The sequence below is a fragment of the Neokomagataea thailandica NBRC 106555 genome, from assembly GCF_001598495.1.
Lineage (GTDB): Bacteria > Pseudomonadota > Alphaproteobacteria > Acetobacterales > Acetobacteraceae > Gluconobacter > Gluconobacter thailandicus_A.
The window spans coordinates 118478-134457 of the sequence record NZ_BCZB01000003.1; the positions used below are offsets into that span (position 1 = coordinate 118478).

Here is a 15980-nt window from a genome sequence, read left to right on the forward strand (position 1 = left end):
TTTTGGCTATTATAAGGGAGGACGGTTGGGATGCCCTGTTGTATAGTTAGGTGAAGGGGGCAGATACTCCATTCGTCTTTCATTTTCAAATTCGTTAAGAATAATTTTGATATATTTTTTTATAGAAGTAATATCTAAATAATTAGGCCGACTGATTTATAAAGCCCCGGCCTGTGACAGTGCAATCAACGAACTCAAGAAAAACAGTAATCTTTCGGACATAGAGAAACACTGCCAGGTAAAGTATCTGAATGACGTGATCGATACTGGTAAAATAAAACTGTTCTCTTCTTCAAAAGTCTTAAAATTTCTATGGGACCATCAAGAATTTCAAGCTCCTGCGTGCCCCAAAAAAGGATAAGCCACACTCTTTTAATTTTAAGAAAGCATCATGGGATAAGAGTGTCTCATAGAAAGAGAATTCAGGTTAAATGCCGTTAACTTAAATTTGTAACCGGGCTGTTTTACCCAGCCTATAAATAACTAATTATTATGGTTATTTATAATAATAAACATTTAGTTTGACGATTTAAAAAAATAGTGACTAGATCGTGTTTAGTGGATTTAAAACCAAATGGAATAGTTGTATGTCAGCTCTCTCACTAGAGGCATTGAAGGAAGTTTTCGCGAGTATAGGCCAGGACGCTGTGGGGCGTGATCACCGTCAGGTAGATATTCACGCAACAGTGCAGAGCTTGCTCACATCCGGGGTAGGGCGTCTTCGTGTACCGGTAGAGAGTGGGGGGTTAGGGCTTAGTTTGCGTGAAAGCTTTGGGTTATTAAGAGATTTAGCCGCAGCTGATTCTAATATTCCTCAGATTATCCGTGCCCATTTTGCATTTGTTGAAGGACTGCGCCAGCAGGGTAAGGCGGCAGGGTATTGGTTTGATATTGTTAATAATAACGTTTTGTTCGGCGCAGCGATGGCAGAGCGTGGCCCTGAAACAGCCATAACGACTAATGTTTCATCGACGCCAGAAGGATTGCGCTTGAATGGGCGCAAATATTACTCAACAGGCACACTCTACGCGGATTGGATTGTTGTCTGGGCCGCTGAGGGAGAGGGGCGGGTACGCTTGGTTGTGCCATCTGAAGCAGAAGGCGTGACACGGATTGATGATTGGGATGGGTTTGGGCAGCGTTTAACAGGGAGTGGCACAACCGTTTTTGAGAATGTTCATATAAAGCCTGAATGGATTTTAGATCGCTTACAGGCCGATGAACTGCCAGCTCACCCGTATTTGGCAACCTATTATCAACATTTTCATTTGGTGACTTTGGCCGGGATCGCGCAGGCTGTTTTGCGTGATGCCGTTGCATTTGTGCAGCCACGGACACGCGCTTTTGGTACGCCGGGGCGTGTCATTCAACGTGAGGACCCTGTGGTCCAGAGCGTTATAGGGCGGCTATCAGCACTGGCGTTTTCAACGCGTACGCTTGCAGATCATATTTCGGATGAACTCGCAAAGGCGGAACCGGCATGGGAAGCGTCTGACTTAGATAATCCCATTTTCGAGCAGGTGCAGGAAGAAGCGTTCCAAGCGCAGCAAATTATTATTGAACAAACCCTTGAGGCAGCGACGCTCTTATTTGATGTCGGCGGGGCTTCAGCAACCTCTGAGGCGTTGGGCTTAGACCGTCACTGGCGCAATGCGCGCGTATTAGCATCCCATAACCCGAGCCCTCAGCGCCTGCGTGAATTGGGAGATCTTGCACTGAATGGTACACGTTTATGGACGCCTTACCGCAAGCGTTTGAGCGGCCTGTAACCATGGTGCGAACGCTACACGTTAATTTATTTGAGATGGCATGTGTTAGTCATATCGTCCATGGGATGTGGCGCGCCCCTGAGAATGCGCGGCATCGTGTGGGTGAGCTGACGTTTTGGTTGGATTTGGCACGCCGAGCTGAAGCTGCGGGGGTGGAAGCGATTTTTCTTGCCGATGTAATCGGGGTTTATGATCGTTTTCAAGGTACAGCGCCAGCACTCCGCACGGGTATGCAGATTCCTAATCTCGATCCGTTGTCTATCGTTCCTGCGATGGCGGCCGTCACGACACATCTGCATTTCGCGGTAACAGCCTCGACAAGTTATGAGCCTCCCTTTGCGTTCGCACGCCGGATGAGCACATTAGATTTGCTTACGGGGGGGCGTATTGGCTGGAATGTAGTGACCTCCTATTTGCCGAATGCCGCGCGGAATTTTGGCTTGTCCGAAGAGATTGACCATGACGTGCGCTACGACAAGGCGGCTGAGTATCTTGAGGTCTTGTATAAGCTTTGGGAAGGCAGTTGGTCAGAATGGGCCTGGCAGAATGATGCTGCACGGAATGTTGTTACTGAGCCAGAAGGCGTGCGCAGGATAGAGCACGACGGAGAGCACTTTCGTGTTGAGGGGCCGCATCTGGTACAGCCAACACCCCAAAGAACGCCGGTTTTGTTTCAAGCGACGGGCTCTGAACGTGGCCTAAAAACTGCCAGCCTGCATGCGGAAGCGATCTTCATTGGTGGCCGAAATGCTGCTGAAACACGGGCCAATATTCGGCGGACCCGCCAAGCCGCAGAGCAGCAGGGACGTAAAGGAGAGGACCTGCTTTTTTATGTCATGGCGGGTTTGATTGTTGGCCGGACGGAGGCGGAAGCACAGGAGAAACTGGAGCGATACCGCCAGTTTTATGACGTGGAAGCGGCTCATGTTCATGCCCAGGCGGAAATTGATTTACGGGAGTGTGACCCGGATATCACCCTTGGTGAGGCTCTAGTACAAAAGAATGCGTCTTTCGGCAATATGGGAAGGCGTTTTGGAGCAGAGCAGAGAGTGGGGGATGCTTTAACGCAAATCGCTCATTTTGATGAAGGGCGCTATTTTGCCGTGGGAACGCCGGAGCAAATAGCGGACGCTATCGAGGTCTGGCTCGATGACGACGGGATCGATGGTATTAATCTCAGGCAGTATCATTCTTTTGAGACGTTGGATGATTTTGCACAATTAATCGCCCCAGAATTACGCAAGCGTGGGCGTTTGAAACCCAATCCATCCGCACCTGAAACATTCCGCGCTCGGTTGTCCGGGCAAGATCGTGTGAATGCGCGCCACCCTGCGCATTCGTATAAATTTTCTCCTATGGAGACGAGGTTCTCATGAACACGCTTCAATCAGCTCCTGAAAAAATTAATGTTCTTTGGTTTTTGCCTACGCATGGTGACAGCCGTTATCTTGGTACACAAAAAGGTGGGCGGCATGTTGATCTGGCGTATTTGCAGCAAGTTGCGCGTGCTGCAGATCAACTAGGCTATTATGGTGTTCTGTTGCCGACTGGGCGCTCATGTGAGGATTCATGGGTTGTGGCATCAGCCCTGATTCCCAGTACCGAGCGGTTAAAATTTTTAGTCGCTGTGCGGCCGGGTTTGCAGTCACCCACTCTTGCCGCGCGCATGACGTCTACGCTGGATCGTTTGTCTGGTGGGCGCTTGCTGGTTAATATTGTGACGGGTGGTGACCCGCGTGAGAATGGGGGCGATGGTTTATTTTTGGATCATGCCACCCGGTACGAGATTACAGACGAGTTTTTGGATATTTATTCACGTCTTTTGCGTGGTGAAACGGTGGAGCATAAAGGGCCGCATTTCCGTATTGAAGATGGGCGTTTATTGTTTCCGCCGCATCAAGAAGGCGGTCCACCGCTCTTTTTCGGGGGCTCATCAGACGCTGGTATCACAGTGGCGGCAAAGCGGGTTGATAAGTACCTGACATGGGGCGAACCGCCGGCGCAGGTGAAAGAAAAAATTGCGCGTGTCCGTGAGGCCGCAGCGAAGGAGGGGCGTGAGGTCAGTTTCGGTATTCGCTTCCATGTTATCGCGCGTGAGACAACGGCAGAGGCATGGGCGGCAGCGGATAAGCTGATTTCACACCTTGATGATGACACTATTGCTGAGGCGCAAAAGGTATTTTCACGGCTTGATTCCGTCGGGCAAGCACGCATGAGTGCGCTGCATGGTGGACGGCGCGATAAACTCGAAATTAGCCCTAATCTATGGGCTGGGGTAGGGCTCGTACGGGGTGGTGCGGGGACTGCTCTGGTTGGAGACCCAGGGACGATTGCTGAGCGAATTGACGAGTATCGTCGTGCGGGGTGCGATAGTTTTATTCTCTCTGGGTACCCTCACTTGGAGGAGGCTTATAGTTTTGGTGAGCTTGTCTTGCCTTTGTTGCCAACGGCGCATCCGACGAAATCAAATAAAGCCGTGAACAATATGGGGCCTTTCGGTGAGACAATCGCAAACTCTCATCGTCCGCAAGCATCTGTACCGTGAACCCTCTTGTCATCATTGGTGGCGGAGCAAGTGGTGCCATAACGGCACTCAATTTGCGCAAGTTACTGCCTAAAGCGCCACCAATTCTTGTTATTGAGCCGCGCAAGCAGCTTGGTTTGGGTCTAGCTTATAGTACGCAGTGCCTAGAGCACCGGATCAATGTTCCGGCCAGTAAGATGAGCGCTGTGCGTTTGGACCCCACGGATTTTGCGCGCTGGCTTGCGGAGCATGATGATGGCGCGTTGGCTGAAGCGGAAGACCGTTATCCATCGCGTGCGCTGTTTGGGCACTACCTTGCGGATCGTCTCGCGCCTTATGTGCTCGAGGGAACGGTCGTGCATGTGCGGGACCGTGTGGAGCATGTGGAGGGGAGCGGGCCGTTCACTTTGACGACGGCAAGGGGGGATCAGATCGTTGCTGCACGTGTTGTGATTGCGACGTCACATCCGGCCCCGGCTCTTCCGGCATTTCTCGCGCAATCACCGAGGGTGATTGAAAACCCATGGGCAGATAAGGCTTTAGAGGCGATTGGTGCTGATGAGCGCGTGGCGATTATCGGTACGGGTCTGAGTATGGCGGATGTGATCGCCACCCTTTCTGCTCGTGGGCATAGAGCGCCTGTTTTGGCGTTCTCGCGGCGTGGTTTGCGTTCCCGCGGGCACGCTTCAGCACCGTCATCTCCGTTTGGTGTGTATGGCGCTGAGCGTGCAACACGTTTACTGGCACAAATTCGCGAGAATATTGCGCAATCGGGTGACTGGCATGCTGTGATTGATGCCGTGCGGCAGCAAGGATACGCGATTTGGAGCCAGCTTGCGCCCGCCGAGCGGCGGCGTGTGGTGCGGCATTTACGCCCCTTTTGGGATGTACATCGTTTTCGGATCGCGCCTCAAATTGAAGCGACTTTGAATGCGCAAATCGCTGAAAATCGCCTTGAAATTTTGGCTGCGCGCCTTGAAGGAGTTGCTCCAGATGGGACTTTAATGCTGCGAGAGAGGGGCGGGAAACGGCGTCATTGGGTTGCGGATCGCGTGATTAATACGACCGGCCCCGACCATCGCGGCCTTTTGCAAAAGACCTCATTTTTACAAGACTTGGCGCAAGCGGGTCTTATCGCGCCGGATCCGTCGGGGCTTGGTGTACATACAGACCATGATTATCGCGCGGTTGGTCAGAAATCATTGTTCATTATTGGGCCACTGGCACGCGGTACATTTGGTGAATTGATGGGTTTTCCAGAAATTACGGCTCATGCAGAGTTAGGCGCAGCAAGTATTGTGCGAACTCTCACGGGGGAGGGATTTATTCAATGAGTAATGCCGCAACATATTTTACTTCAAGTGAACGCCCCATCATTCGGCATGCAGATGATGTGTCCGCCATTATTAATAATGGCCCTCAAGGGAAAAGCCATGCGAATATCGTAGTTGCATTGGCATTGGGGGGTGTTTTCCTTGATGCATATGATCTGACAACACTGTCTTATGGTATTGAAGACGTTAAAAGCCATTTCCATCTTTCGAATGCGGCTGTGGGGCTAGTTGCAGCGGCACTGAATGCGGGAACGATTATTGGCAGCCTAGTCGGCGGATGGTTAACAGATAGGATCGGCCGTTATGCCGTGTTTATGGCGGATATGGCCTGCTTCGTTGTTGCGGCGCTCGTTGCAGGGTTTGCGCCGAGCGCGACTATCCTGATCCTTGCGCGTTTGGCAATGGGTTTCGGGGTGGGGATGGATTTGCCTGTTGCAATGGCCTTCCTCGCAGAATTTTCTAAATTATCCGGCAAAGGGAGCAAAGCGTCACGTGCTGCGGCGTGGTGCCCTGTATGGTATGCCGCATCATCGGCTTGCTTCCTCTTGGTCTTTGGTTTGAGTAATATTCTGCCATCAGGGCATCCAGATTGGCTCTGGCGAGGGTCATTGGCTTTTGGCGCGGTTCCAGCGTTACTCATTATCTTTGTGCGTGGTCGATATATGAGTGAATCGCCGCTTTGGCTCGCGCGGCAAGGTGACTTAGAAAAGGCAGCCGCTATTTTGCGGAAGTCACATGGTGTTGACCCTGTGCTGGAGATACCCGTTGCAGAAGAAGAAATAAAAATAACACGGCCCAACCCATTATTTCTGTTTAAAAAACCTCTCTTGCGGCGAACAATTCTCATCAACATTATGACGCTGTCGAGTGCGTTTTCTTACTCGGCCATTGCTTTCCAAAGTCCTAGTCTTTTACGTAGCATCCTACATTTGGATACGTTTCACGTTTTAATAGCAACGATTGTATTAAATTTGGTCTTTGCATTTACTGGAGGTTTGATAGGTGTGCGGTTGACGCGGGTTTTATCATCACGCTCATTATCGATCGCGGGATATGTCTTGCAGGTTGTTTCTCTTGCAGCGTTAGCGCTGGCTAGTCGTTCGGATAGTGTTTTGGGCGCAGTAATCGTTTTTGCAGGCTTTGCAGGGTTTTTGTTTGCTCAAGGATTTGGTCCTGGTTGCCAGTTAATGGTCTATCCGACGCTCAGTTATCCGACGGAACTGCGAGGATCAGGTATTGGTCTTGCGCGATTGCTGTCAGGCATTGGTGCCACGGTCGCCCTTGCGTTTCTGCCTAAGATTTACGCAGCATTTGGAAGTAATTTTTTCTGGATTGTATTGTTTGTTACCACGTTGCCGCTAGTCACCCATTTTGTACTGCGTTGGGAGGTCTTTGGGTATGATACAGATACAGATTTGAAACTGCGGCCTCATAATGCATGACGTGATTTATATATAATGATTACTATAGGTTTTATGATTTATTATATATTTTAAATACACCCACATCATTTTGGATCTTGTGGGTGTATAATTATTATTTAGATTCAATGCTGTATGAAATTTTTCGATAAATTTTCCACAAAAATTCTCTTTTGTAAAAACCATCATTAATAACTATTAAAAATGTATGTTTTAATCAATTATGATTCATTGTACGAATTTATATAACAAATTTAGGATTAAACTTTATGATTCGATGTTTTTGCACGTGTCCGTATTCTCCGACCTTCGAGGGCGTTAGGCTGGTGAAGTTTTTTTTGTAAGTTACGGTTATACGCTCCCATAAAGGCAGTATAACCTGAGGTATCAGGATAAAAATTATGTTGCGAAATGGAACGATCGCGCCACAGCCACTTTTATTAGGATTATATCTTGTTGTTGGAGCTGGATATTCAACGGCAAATGCTTCTGACGGCAAAAATAAACACTATGTAAAGCATAATTCTATCACGAAAGATGAGGTGATTACAGTATCCAGAAAGCGTCTATCAGACGTAGAAAGAACTGAACGACAGCTCGCGACGATTCCGGGCGGTACATCCGTGATTGATTCAAAAGAAGTCTTAAAAAGCCGCAATATGACAAATGCTGATGCCTTGGCGCTACAGCCTGGTGTTTTTGCGCAAAGCTCCGGCGGTGGCGATGGGTTACGTTTGTCAATTCGTGGTTCTGGTATTCAGACGGGGGTCAATTATTTCCGTTCTGGTTTGTTGATGATGTTTGATGGTTTGCCGGTCACAATTCCGGCAGGGACACCTTACGAATTATTTGAGCCACTTGGGCTGCGTAGTATTGAAGTGTTACGCGGTGCAAATGCATTTGATTATGGTGGTTTACAGTTGGGGGGCGGCATTAATTATAACTCTCTTACGGGCCGGCAAGCGCAGACATATCAGGCACGTATTGAGGGTGGAAGCTTTGGGTATTTAAAGGAGCAGATCAGTTCTGGGAAAGTCATTGGCCAATCAGATTATTACATAAGTATTACCAATTCCTATCGAGTAGGGTATCAAGATAACACAAGAGCCACATCTTTTGGTGTAGAAGCTAATTTCGGTTATCATTTTAATGATCAAATCGAAACGCGTGTATTCTTCCGCTACAGGCAAACTCAAAATGGGTATCCGGGTTTTTTGACGCGTGATCAGATTTTAAGTGACCCAACGCAATCACAAGCTCCATATCGTGCAATCGCGGCAAAGCGCATACAGCCGGGGTCAAAATTCTACGCGGATATGACAACCATTCATTTTAATGATGATTCTACCTTGCGTCTTGGTCTCGATTTTCAGGATGCACCTATTGATATTGAGCAACAATCAGCCGCAACGATTTGGTTGTATCAGGCGATTGGGGCGGTTGCTGACTACCAGAGGCATGATCGTTTATTCGGAAGGACGAGCAACACAGATATTGGTTACTTGGGATCTCATGACATTACAGGGTGGGAGAAAATTCGTGTTCGTGTGAGTGGAGCATTGGGAGCGGAACTTGCAGGCAAGGGCGCAGGAGGCTTCACAGGAGGATCAACGTTTAATTCCTATTCGAGCCTGCCAATAGGCGCTCTGTTATCCAGCTATAATTATGGTGGAGCGGACGACATTTTGCATGCGAGCAATAATACGGAGATCGTACACCATGTTTGGCTAACCCTCGCAGGGGCTTTAGACCATGAGGCACGCTCCGCGAACGTTACATATCCGACGCAGTCTGGCGTTGAGACGCAGTCGGTAAACTTTGTGCCACGCGCAGGGCTACGCTGGGTGACAAGCTCGCATGCAACGCTCTATGCGAATGTCAGTCGCTCTTTGCAGCCGCCAAATGATTGGAACTATATGACAGGTCATTACTATGACACGGGTCGTATCCAAGCGGGTCTGTCATCGGGGGCCACGAAACTGCGCAACCAAACGGCGACAACCTATGAGGTTGGATCGACGGGTGATTTTTGGCGTAATCATTGGAGTGTCTCCTATTACTACTCCAATGTACGAAATGAATTGTTAACGGTTCAAACGGCAGCCTCACAAGCATCTGGAACGCAGATATATGGCAACGCAACGCCCACGGTACATCAAGGTGTTGAAGCATCGCTCAATACGGATTTGGTAAAGTGGGACGGGAACACATTGTCTCTGCGACAAGCTTATACATGGCAAGATTTTCATTACAAAAATGACGCGAACTTTGGGCGCAATCGTCTTCCTGGTATTCCGGAGCATTTTTATCAAGGAGAGTTACACCTTGAGACAAAAGCTGGGTTTTATGCAGGCTTTACGGCGCAGGTCTCCTCCCATGTCGCGGGAAGTTATGATGATACATATTACGCGCCTGCATATCATATTTTCAATATGAACCTTGGGTATGATTGGCCGGGTAAGCAACGCCAAATCTTCTTAAGCTTCAATAACTTAACAAATACGCATTACGCCTCAATCGTTGTGCCGGGGTACCAAGCCAAGGGGCAACAACTAGCAGTATTTCAGCCGGGCGATGGCTTTGGTGTCTTCGCGGGAGCCTCTCTGGGCTTCAATTAATGTCAGTTCAACAGTTTTTCTCTAGATACAAAAATACGGTTTGCGGAAGGGTATAACGATGTCCGAAATTCTCTTTAATGCCTTTGACATGACGTGTGTCTCACATCAAGCGAGTGGTTTATGGAGGCACCCGCAAGATCAAGCAGATCAATATAATACAATCAGTTATTGGACAAATTTGGCACAAACTCTAGAGCGCGGGTTGTTCGATGGACTTTTTATTGCAGATGTTCTTGGGATGTATGATGTTTATGGTGGAGGCCCACAAGCTGCGCTACGCAATGCATCTCAAGTTCCCGTCAATGACCCGGCAATGACTATTGCCGCTATGGCTGCAGTTACAAATAATTTAGGGTTTGGATTAACGGCTACGCTATCTTTTGAGCATCCTTATCCATTTGCGCGTCGGATGAGTACATTGGACCACCTGACCAACGGTCGTGTTGGCTGGAATATCGTGACGGGTTACCTCAATAGCGCAGCTAAAGGGGTGGGACATGCCAAGCAAGCCGGACATGATACACGCTATGAGATTGCGCATGATTACCTTGATGTTGTGACGAAGCTTTGGAACCAAAGTTGGGATGATGGCGCAGTCCTGCGTGACCGGGAGCGTGGTATTTTCACAGACCCAGATAAGGTACGACGTATTGAACATAACGGGCCGCATTTCTCGATTGATGCTATTCATTTATGTGAACCGTCGCCACAGCGTACTCCCGTATTGTATCAAGCAGGAACTTCGAAAAAAGGCAGGAATTTTGCAGCACAATTTGCGGAATGTGTTTTCCTTGCGGGCCCGTCAGCCCTTGTTGCGCGCGATGCTGTACGCGCTTTGCGGACGGAAGCGGCCCATTTTGGGCGGCCTCGTGAGGCTCTGAAAATTTTTTCTTTGATAACAATTATTACAGATGTTGATGATGCTAGCGCACAAACAAAATATGAAGAATATCGTCAATATGTGAGTTTCGAGGGTGCTTTAACCTTAATGTCAGGATGGACAGGAGTAGATTTTTCTACTTATGCGCCAGATGAACCGATTAAGCATATTCGTAATGACGCGATTCATTCTGCAATCGACTCATTAACAGTCGCTGATCCAGATCGTGTATGGACGATCCGCGAACTTGCAGAACATGCTGCTATCGGTGGGTTAGGGGTAACATTTGTCGGCGGGCCGCAAACAATTGCAGATAAACTGGAAGCGTGGGTCGATGAAACTGATGTTGACGGTTTCAATCTCGCTTATGCAGTGACGCCAGGAAGCTTTAACGATTTTATTGATCATATTGTACCAGAATTGCAGCGACGCGGTCGCTACAAGACGGCTTATAAGCCAGGAACGTTGCGTGAAAAATTATTTGATACGTCTGAGTTTCAATTTGTAAAAGGAACCCGGCGAGAGAGTACGGAAACGTACGTTAAGCGACGCCCATAGTGCCTGGCGAGTTTTCCAGCACGCTTCGATAGGGCAATATGGCGGTTCTTTTGCAAAGTTTCAGGTATAAAGCTGTGCAAAAGAACCCTTAAATTCACACATGTTAAGTGCGTCCCATTGCACCCAACTATCAAGAGACCTCCTATTATGACCGTCGTTTTCTTAGAAAAACACCAATAACAGCGACCATAAATCCCCCCGCGACCAACAAAGCAGGGGTAATATATGGCCCTATTTCAGCAATAAGAGGCTTCGCTCCGCCATGCCGTATACGCGTTACGTCGTCTTCGGTTAGCATGGCATTTGAGTTGCCAAAACGGCTCAATACATAATTTGAAACCGCCGCCACATCAGCATCGGACAGATGCTCAGCATAAGATCCCTGTGAGAAACCTGGCATGAAATAATGCTTCTGACCAATAGTACGATCAACACCATTTAAAATGGTTGCAACTAAATTACTCGGATCGACCGAACCTGTCGCGGTGTTATGAAAGAGCTGAGGATAATAACCATCTTTACTACCTATCCCTGTCGGCTGATGGCATGATGCACAAGCGCCATCATAAAGAAGCGCTCCTTTATTAATACTCTCTAACCGAGCTCCGCGCAGAGTGGAATCTTCATAAGAAATATGGCCGTAGCTGTCCCGTGCAGATCTTTGCTTGGAGTTAACAGGACCACCATGATCATTGGCTGGAATCTGTTGAATATAAGCGACCAATGCCGCAATGTCAGAAGCGCTGAGGTACTGAAAACTATGTTCAATAGCCTCTGCCATCGGACCTGCGGCTTGCGCTTTTCCGGGCACATCGCCTGTCTTTAAATAGAGTGCTATGTCATGCGCACTCCAATCCCCAATACCTGCCGTATGCGAAGCGGTGATATTCGGAGCATACCATGATGATAGTGCAGCTCCGCCCATTGATTGGCTGGGAATTTCAGCCATCAAAGCATTGCGTGGTGTATGGCAGGTATCACAATGCCCTAGCGCAAGAGCAAGATACGCACCACGGTTCACTTCAGCAGAATTCTTGGGGTCTGATACAAATGGCTTTGCGTTTAAGAAAAAGAGGTTCCATCCCCACATGGATACCCTTACGTTAAAAGGGAAGGGGAGATGTGTTAACGGAGAGGATTTATCAACAGGCTCCACCCCTTTCATAAAGTAAATATAAAGATCCTGAATATCTTTATCTGTTAAGCGTGCATATGATGTATAGGGCATGGCTGGGTATAAATATGCACCGTCAGCGCGAATACCCTTCCGAAGAACGCGTTTAAATTGTTCTTCTGTATAATGACCTATACCATATTTTTTGGATGGCGTAATATTGGTCGAGTAAATACTCCCCAAAGGAGAAGAAATACCATAGCCGCCCGCATACGGTAATGCATCATGAGTGGGGCGGGTATGGCAAGCAGCACAATCTGCCGCGATTGCCAAGTAACGCCCACGTGCTATCTGAGCAGCATCATCAGACGCATAAGCAGGCGATACAGAAAGTGCTAAGAGCACAGCCGCGGAGATAGTCAAGCGTTTCATCGCTTACACTTCCCCCGCCTGAAAAGCATGTTGGATAGAATCTGCTGCACGCAAACCTAGAGCAGCCATACTGAGCGTTGTATTCACAACACTGGCCGAGCACATGGCTGCGCCACCTGGTAGCCATAAATTTGTATGATCATGCGCACGGCACCATTGATCAACAACAGAGTTTTTAGGGCTATCCCCCATAATACAACCACCCATAATATGATTATTAGCGTTGTAATCCGTTGTGATCTTTAACTCCGTTCCACCGAGCAAACCGGCAATTTGTGCCACTTGCTCTTTAACCGCCCCAGTACCATGGCGAACATAGTCCCCCACATCGTAATAAATATCCGGGCACGCTAAGCCCAACGGGTCTGTGCGACTAGAGCTCAACGTTAAACGATTATTGGGGTCAGGAAGGGGCTCAAGACTAATCGAAAGATCCACGCCACATGCCGCGCGGCGGCGAATTTCATCATCTAACTCTTGCCCAACCAACCCCAACTCAATAGCCTGCTCAGTCGCGGGGCCTACACGGCTGATATTGTTTAGAATCATTTTATTGGCAGAGTATTTTGAACGGAAATCCCCCGTCCGCGCGCCAACGATACAGCTCGACTGCGCAGGACCACGCCCAAACCATAGAGGTTCATTTGCCAAAAACGTCGCATGAACTCCTGAATGATCCATCATATTACGACCAACCTGGTCAGAAGAATTGGCCAGACCATTCGGGTTACGCTCATTCGCGGCAAGGAGCATTAAACGCGGCGTCTCTATACCATTACAAGCCGCCACAAAAACACGTGCTGTTGCTTTGTGGCTTTTCCGTTCCGCATCGAACCAATGCACCGCCGTAATGCGATTATGTTCATCGGTATCAAATTTATAAACAACGGATTGGTCTAAAGTCACCGTACCAGACGCCTCAGCCTTTTCAACATGCTGAATACCGTTATACATTGCTCCAATCGGGCAGATTGGTTGGCAGTTATTATTTCCACAACATGCTGGCCTTTCATCGTAAGGCGCAACGCTACGACCTTGCGGAATTGGCACAAGCTGAAAACCATGCGGGTTAACAATCTCTGCTACACGACGATCAGCATAGCCAAACGGGATCATATCACGCGGGTAGGGGCGTGAACGTTCTGGAGGAGACTGTAGCGCAACATCATGAGGACCCGAAACCCCCATCTCTTCCTCTGCGCGGCAGTAATAGGGCTCTAAATCATCATACGAGATCGGCCAATCACGCCCTACGCCGTACGTACTGTGCATACGGAAATCGACCGGGAGATGTCGCCAACACGATGCTGCCCAATGCCACGTTGTTCCCCCTACAGTTCGCAAATACCCTTGCTGATAGGCCGAGCCATTAGGGCCATTCAAACCTACATAATCATTTTTAGGGAAATAGAGAGGTGCAGGAGCTAACTCTGACTGAGGATATAACCCTTGAAAATCATTATGGACACGATTGTAAAAGGCCATATTGCGCCACCGCTCAACAAATTCAGAGCGTTGAAAGCGCCGTCCCGCCTCCAAAATCACAACAGAATGTCCCGAGGAGGCCAGTTGATGAGCGATCATCGCTCCCACAACACCAGAGCCAATCACGACAACATCAGCAGATACGTCGCCATTTTTTTCAAAAACAGGATAGGAAACCATGGCATTAATGCCCTTTATGATAGAGCGGTCGATGTGGCTTTAACGGAGCTGCAGGGGCTGGCTTGGTCTCAACAGCAACAGGCGGCGGAGCGGGCGGAGTGACAGCTTTGGGGGACTGAACTGAAACACCGAGCGGCGGCGGGTCTTGCGTCCACCACCCAGGTTCTGCAAAGCAATATGTTGGAACTGGTAAAGCGTCTTGTGTGGGGCGGTACATCAATGCATCATAATATGCGACCATGGGAGCATTCATACGCTGCGTGACAGTGCCCATATACCATGCAGCAATTAGATTATGGACCGTGTCAGCCTGTCCATGTTCTTGGGCTATTCGTAAAATATCACCGGGCGTATCATGCTTATCTATATATGATATCAGATCACGAATTTTTGTGTCATAGTCTAAAAATATACTCTGTAAGGCATGCAAAAGACGTCCTGATATAACAGGATCAAGTGTCATACGGCCTGTTATTTTTTGAGACAAACGGAAAAAGTCATTTTCCAAACTCTCACTGGCATGCACCACAAATGAATCACTTAAAAAAGTAGCCGTAATGGCAGCGCCCATGATGTGAAGCATATGCCGCCGAGGCAGGAGCGGCTTGTCTATGGATGATGAATTAACCTTGTCTACCATAACATAAAATGCCCAAGTGAGTGATAGACGTTGTTGATAGTTATTTTTAGACAAAAAAAAATAAAAACAATTATTATATAAAATCACATCAATGTGATTTGAGTATAGAATTGATATTTTATCGTATTTTTTTCAAAAATTGAAATGCCATTAGCTGGAAATCTTCTTACTGAAGATAAAAATTGTCATGCATCGCCACCTCTTCGGTGGATGCTTAAAGTGCATAAATTTTTAATGAGTTATCTAATGCACTGGCGGAGAGAGTGGGATTCGAACCCACGGTACGCTATTAACGTACACACGCTTTCCAAGCGTGCGCCTTAAGCCGCTCGGCCATCTCTCCTGTCGAGCGATTTGGCTTCTACCCTAACTCTTTTGGGGGCGCAAGAGCCTCTCGCGCATTTTCAACAAATTTTTTGATTAGATCATGCGATTTAAAGCCAATGCGGCCCTCCACCCCGGACGAGACATCCACAGCAGGTGGTGCGCCTTCCTGAATGGCCCGCGCCACATTATCAGGGGTTAAGCCGCCTGCAAGTGCCCAAAAACCTGGCGCTGCCCAATTTTGAGTGATGCCCCAATCAAAGCGCCGCCCCATCCCACCTGGCAAAGAATCAGTTGGTGTCGCTTTCGCCTCTATAACAAAACCGTCGCAGTGCATGCTCAAAGGCAACTCTTCTGCACGCGCGACACCTTTTGATTGCCATACAGGCAGATTAAAAGTGCTACGAATATCGTGGACACGCTCTGAACTATCGTAAATTTGTAAAATATCGAGATTAATAACACTCAAAACATCAGCAATTTCTTGATTAGATGCTTTAACGAACAAGCCAACCAGCCGTGGTCTTTTTGAAGAATGATCCGAATATAAATCGGCAATTTTTTTCAAATCTTCTATGGAAATAAAACGGGGGGAGGGGGCATAAAATACAAGACCAATCCACTCAACCTGCAGCTCTGTGCATAAATGAACCGTCTCTAGATCACGAACACCACAAATTTTTATGCCCACCATAAGAACA

At 48.2% G+C, this 15980-nt stretch carries 10 protein-coding genes, 1 tRNA gene and 1 pseudogene; 7 read left to right on the forward strand and 5 right to left on the reverse strand.

Annotated features, from left to right (window positions below):
- Positions 1-587: 587 nt before the first annotated feature.
- The 7 genes and pseudogenes from NTH01S_RS01775 to NTH01S_RS01805 all read left to right on the forward strand — a co-directional run bounded on the left by NTH01S_RS01775 (position 588) and on the right by NTH01S_RS01805 (position 11104).
- Positions 588-1769: an acyl-CoA dehydrogenase family protein gene (locus tag NTH01S_RS01775; RefSeq protein ID WP_068168459.1), complete on the forward strand. Its 1182-nt coding sequence runs from the start codon at positions 588-590 to the stop codon at positions 1767-1769.
- Positions 1733-3145 carry an NtaA/DmoA family FMN-dependent monooxygenase gene (locus NTH01S_RS01780; RefSeq protein WP_245642063.1) on the forward strand — a complete coding sequence of 471 codons (1413 nt, stop codon included), beginning with the start codon at positions 1733-1735 and terminating at the stop codon, positions 3143-3145. Before NTH01S_RS01775 ends, NTH01S_RS01780 begins: the two co-directional genes overlap by 37 nt.
- On the forward strand, positions 3142-4314 hold the full coding sequence (ssuD, locus tag NTH01S_RS01785; protein WP_068168462.1) for an FMNH2-dependent alkanesulfonate monooxygenase: 1173 nt from the start codon (positions 3142-3144) through the stop codon (positions 4312-4314). Before NTH01S_RS01780 ends, ssuD begins: the two co-directional genes overlap by 4 nt.
- The gene (locus tag NTH01S_RS01790; protein ID WP_068168465.1) at positions 4311-5627 is read left to right on the forward strand and encodes an FAD/NAD(P)-binding protein; all 1317 of its coding nucleotides are present in this window, start codon (positions 4311-4313) and stop codon (positions 5625-5627) included. Before ssuD ends, NTH01S_RS01790 begins: the two co-directional genes overlap by 4 nt.
- Positions 5624-7069 carry an MFS transporter gene (locus NTH01S_RS01795; RefSeq protein WP_068168468.1) on the forward strand — a complete coding sequence of 482 codons (1446 nt, stop codon included), beginning with the start codon at positions 5624-5626 and terminating at the stop codon, positions 7067-7069. The genes NTH01S_RS01790 and NTH01S_RS01795 overlap by 4 nt, the downstream gene beginning before the upstream one ends.
- A 509-nt stretch (positions 7070-7578) precedes the next feature.
- A pseudogene (locus NTH01S_RS01800) lies at positions 7579-9666 on the forward strand (TonB-dependent receptor family protein); the annotation flags it as partial.
- A 58-nt stretch (positions 9667-9724) separates the two neighbouring features.
- On the forward strand, positions 9725-11104 hold the full coding sequence (locus tag NTH01S_RS01805) for an LLM class flavin-dependent oxidoreductase (protein WP_174523592.1): 1380 nt from the start codon (positions 9725-9727) through the stop codon (positions 11102-11104).
- Positions 11105-11249: 145 nt separating this feature from the next.
- Here NTH01S_RS01805 and NTH01S_RS01810 read toward each other — a convergent pair whose 3' ends face one another.
- The 5 genes from NTH01S_RS01810 to NTH01S_RS01830 form a co-directional block, all read right to left on the reverse strand.
- Positions 11250-12650: a c-type cytochrome gene (locus NTH01S_RS01810; RefSeq protein WP_068168469.1), complete on the reverse strand. Its 1401-nt coding sequence runs from the start codon at positions 12648-12650 to the stop codon at positions 11250-11252.
- A 3-nt stretch (positions 12651-12653) separates the two neighbouring features.
- Positions 12654-14315 carry a GMC family oxidoreductase gene (locus NTH01S_RS01815; protein ID WP_068168473.1) on the reverse strand — a complete coding sequence of 554 codons (1662 nt, stop codon included), beginning with the start codon at positions 14313-14315 and terminating at the stop codon, positions 12654-12656.
- 4 nt (positions 14316-14319) lie between these two features.
- Complete coding sequence (locus NTH01S_RS01820; RefSeq protein WP_157070830.1) at positions 14320-14955, reverse strand: sugar dehydrogenase complex small subunit; 636 nt, start codon at positions 14953-14955, stop codon at positions 14320-14322.
- A 252-nt stretch (positions 14956-15207) separates the two neighbouring features.
- A tRNA-Ser gene (locus NTH01S_RS01825) sits at positions 15208-15298 on the reverse strand.
- An 18-nt stretch (positions 15299-15316) separates the two neighbouring features.
- Positions 15317-15973 carry a phosphoribosylanthranilate isomerase gene (locus NTH01S_RS01830; protein WP_068168479.1) on the reverse strand — a complete coding sequence of 219 codons (657 nt, stop codon included), beginning with the start codon at positions 15971-15973 and terminating at the stop codon, positions 15317-15319.
- Positions 15974-15980: the final 7 nt, after the last annotated feature.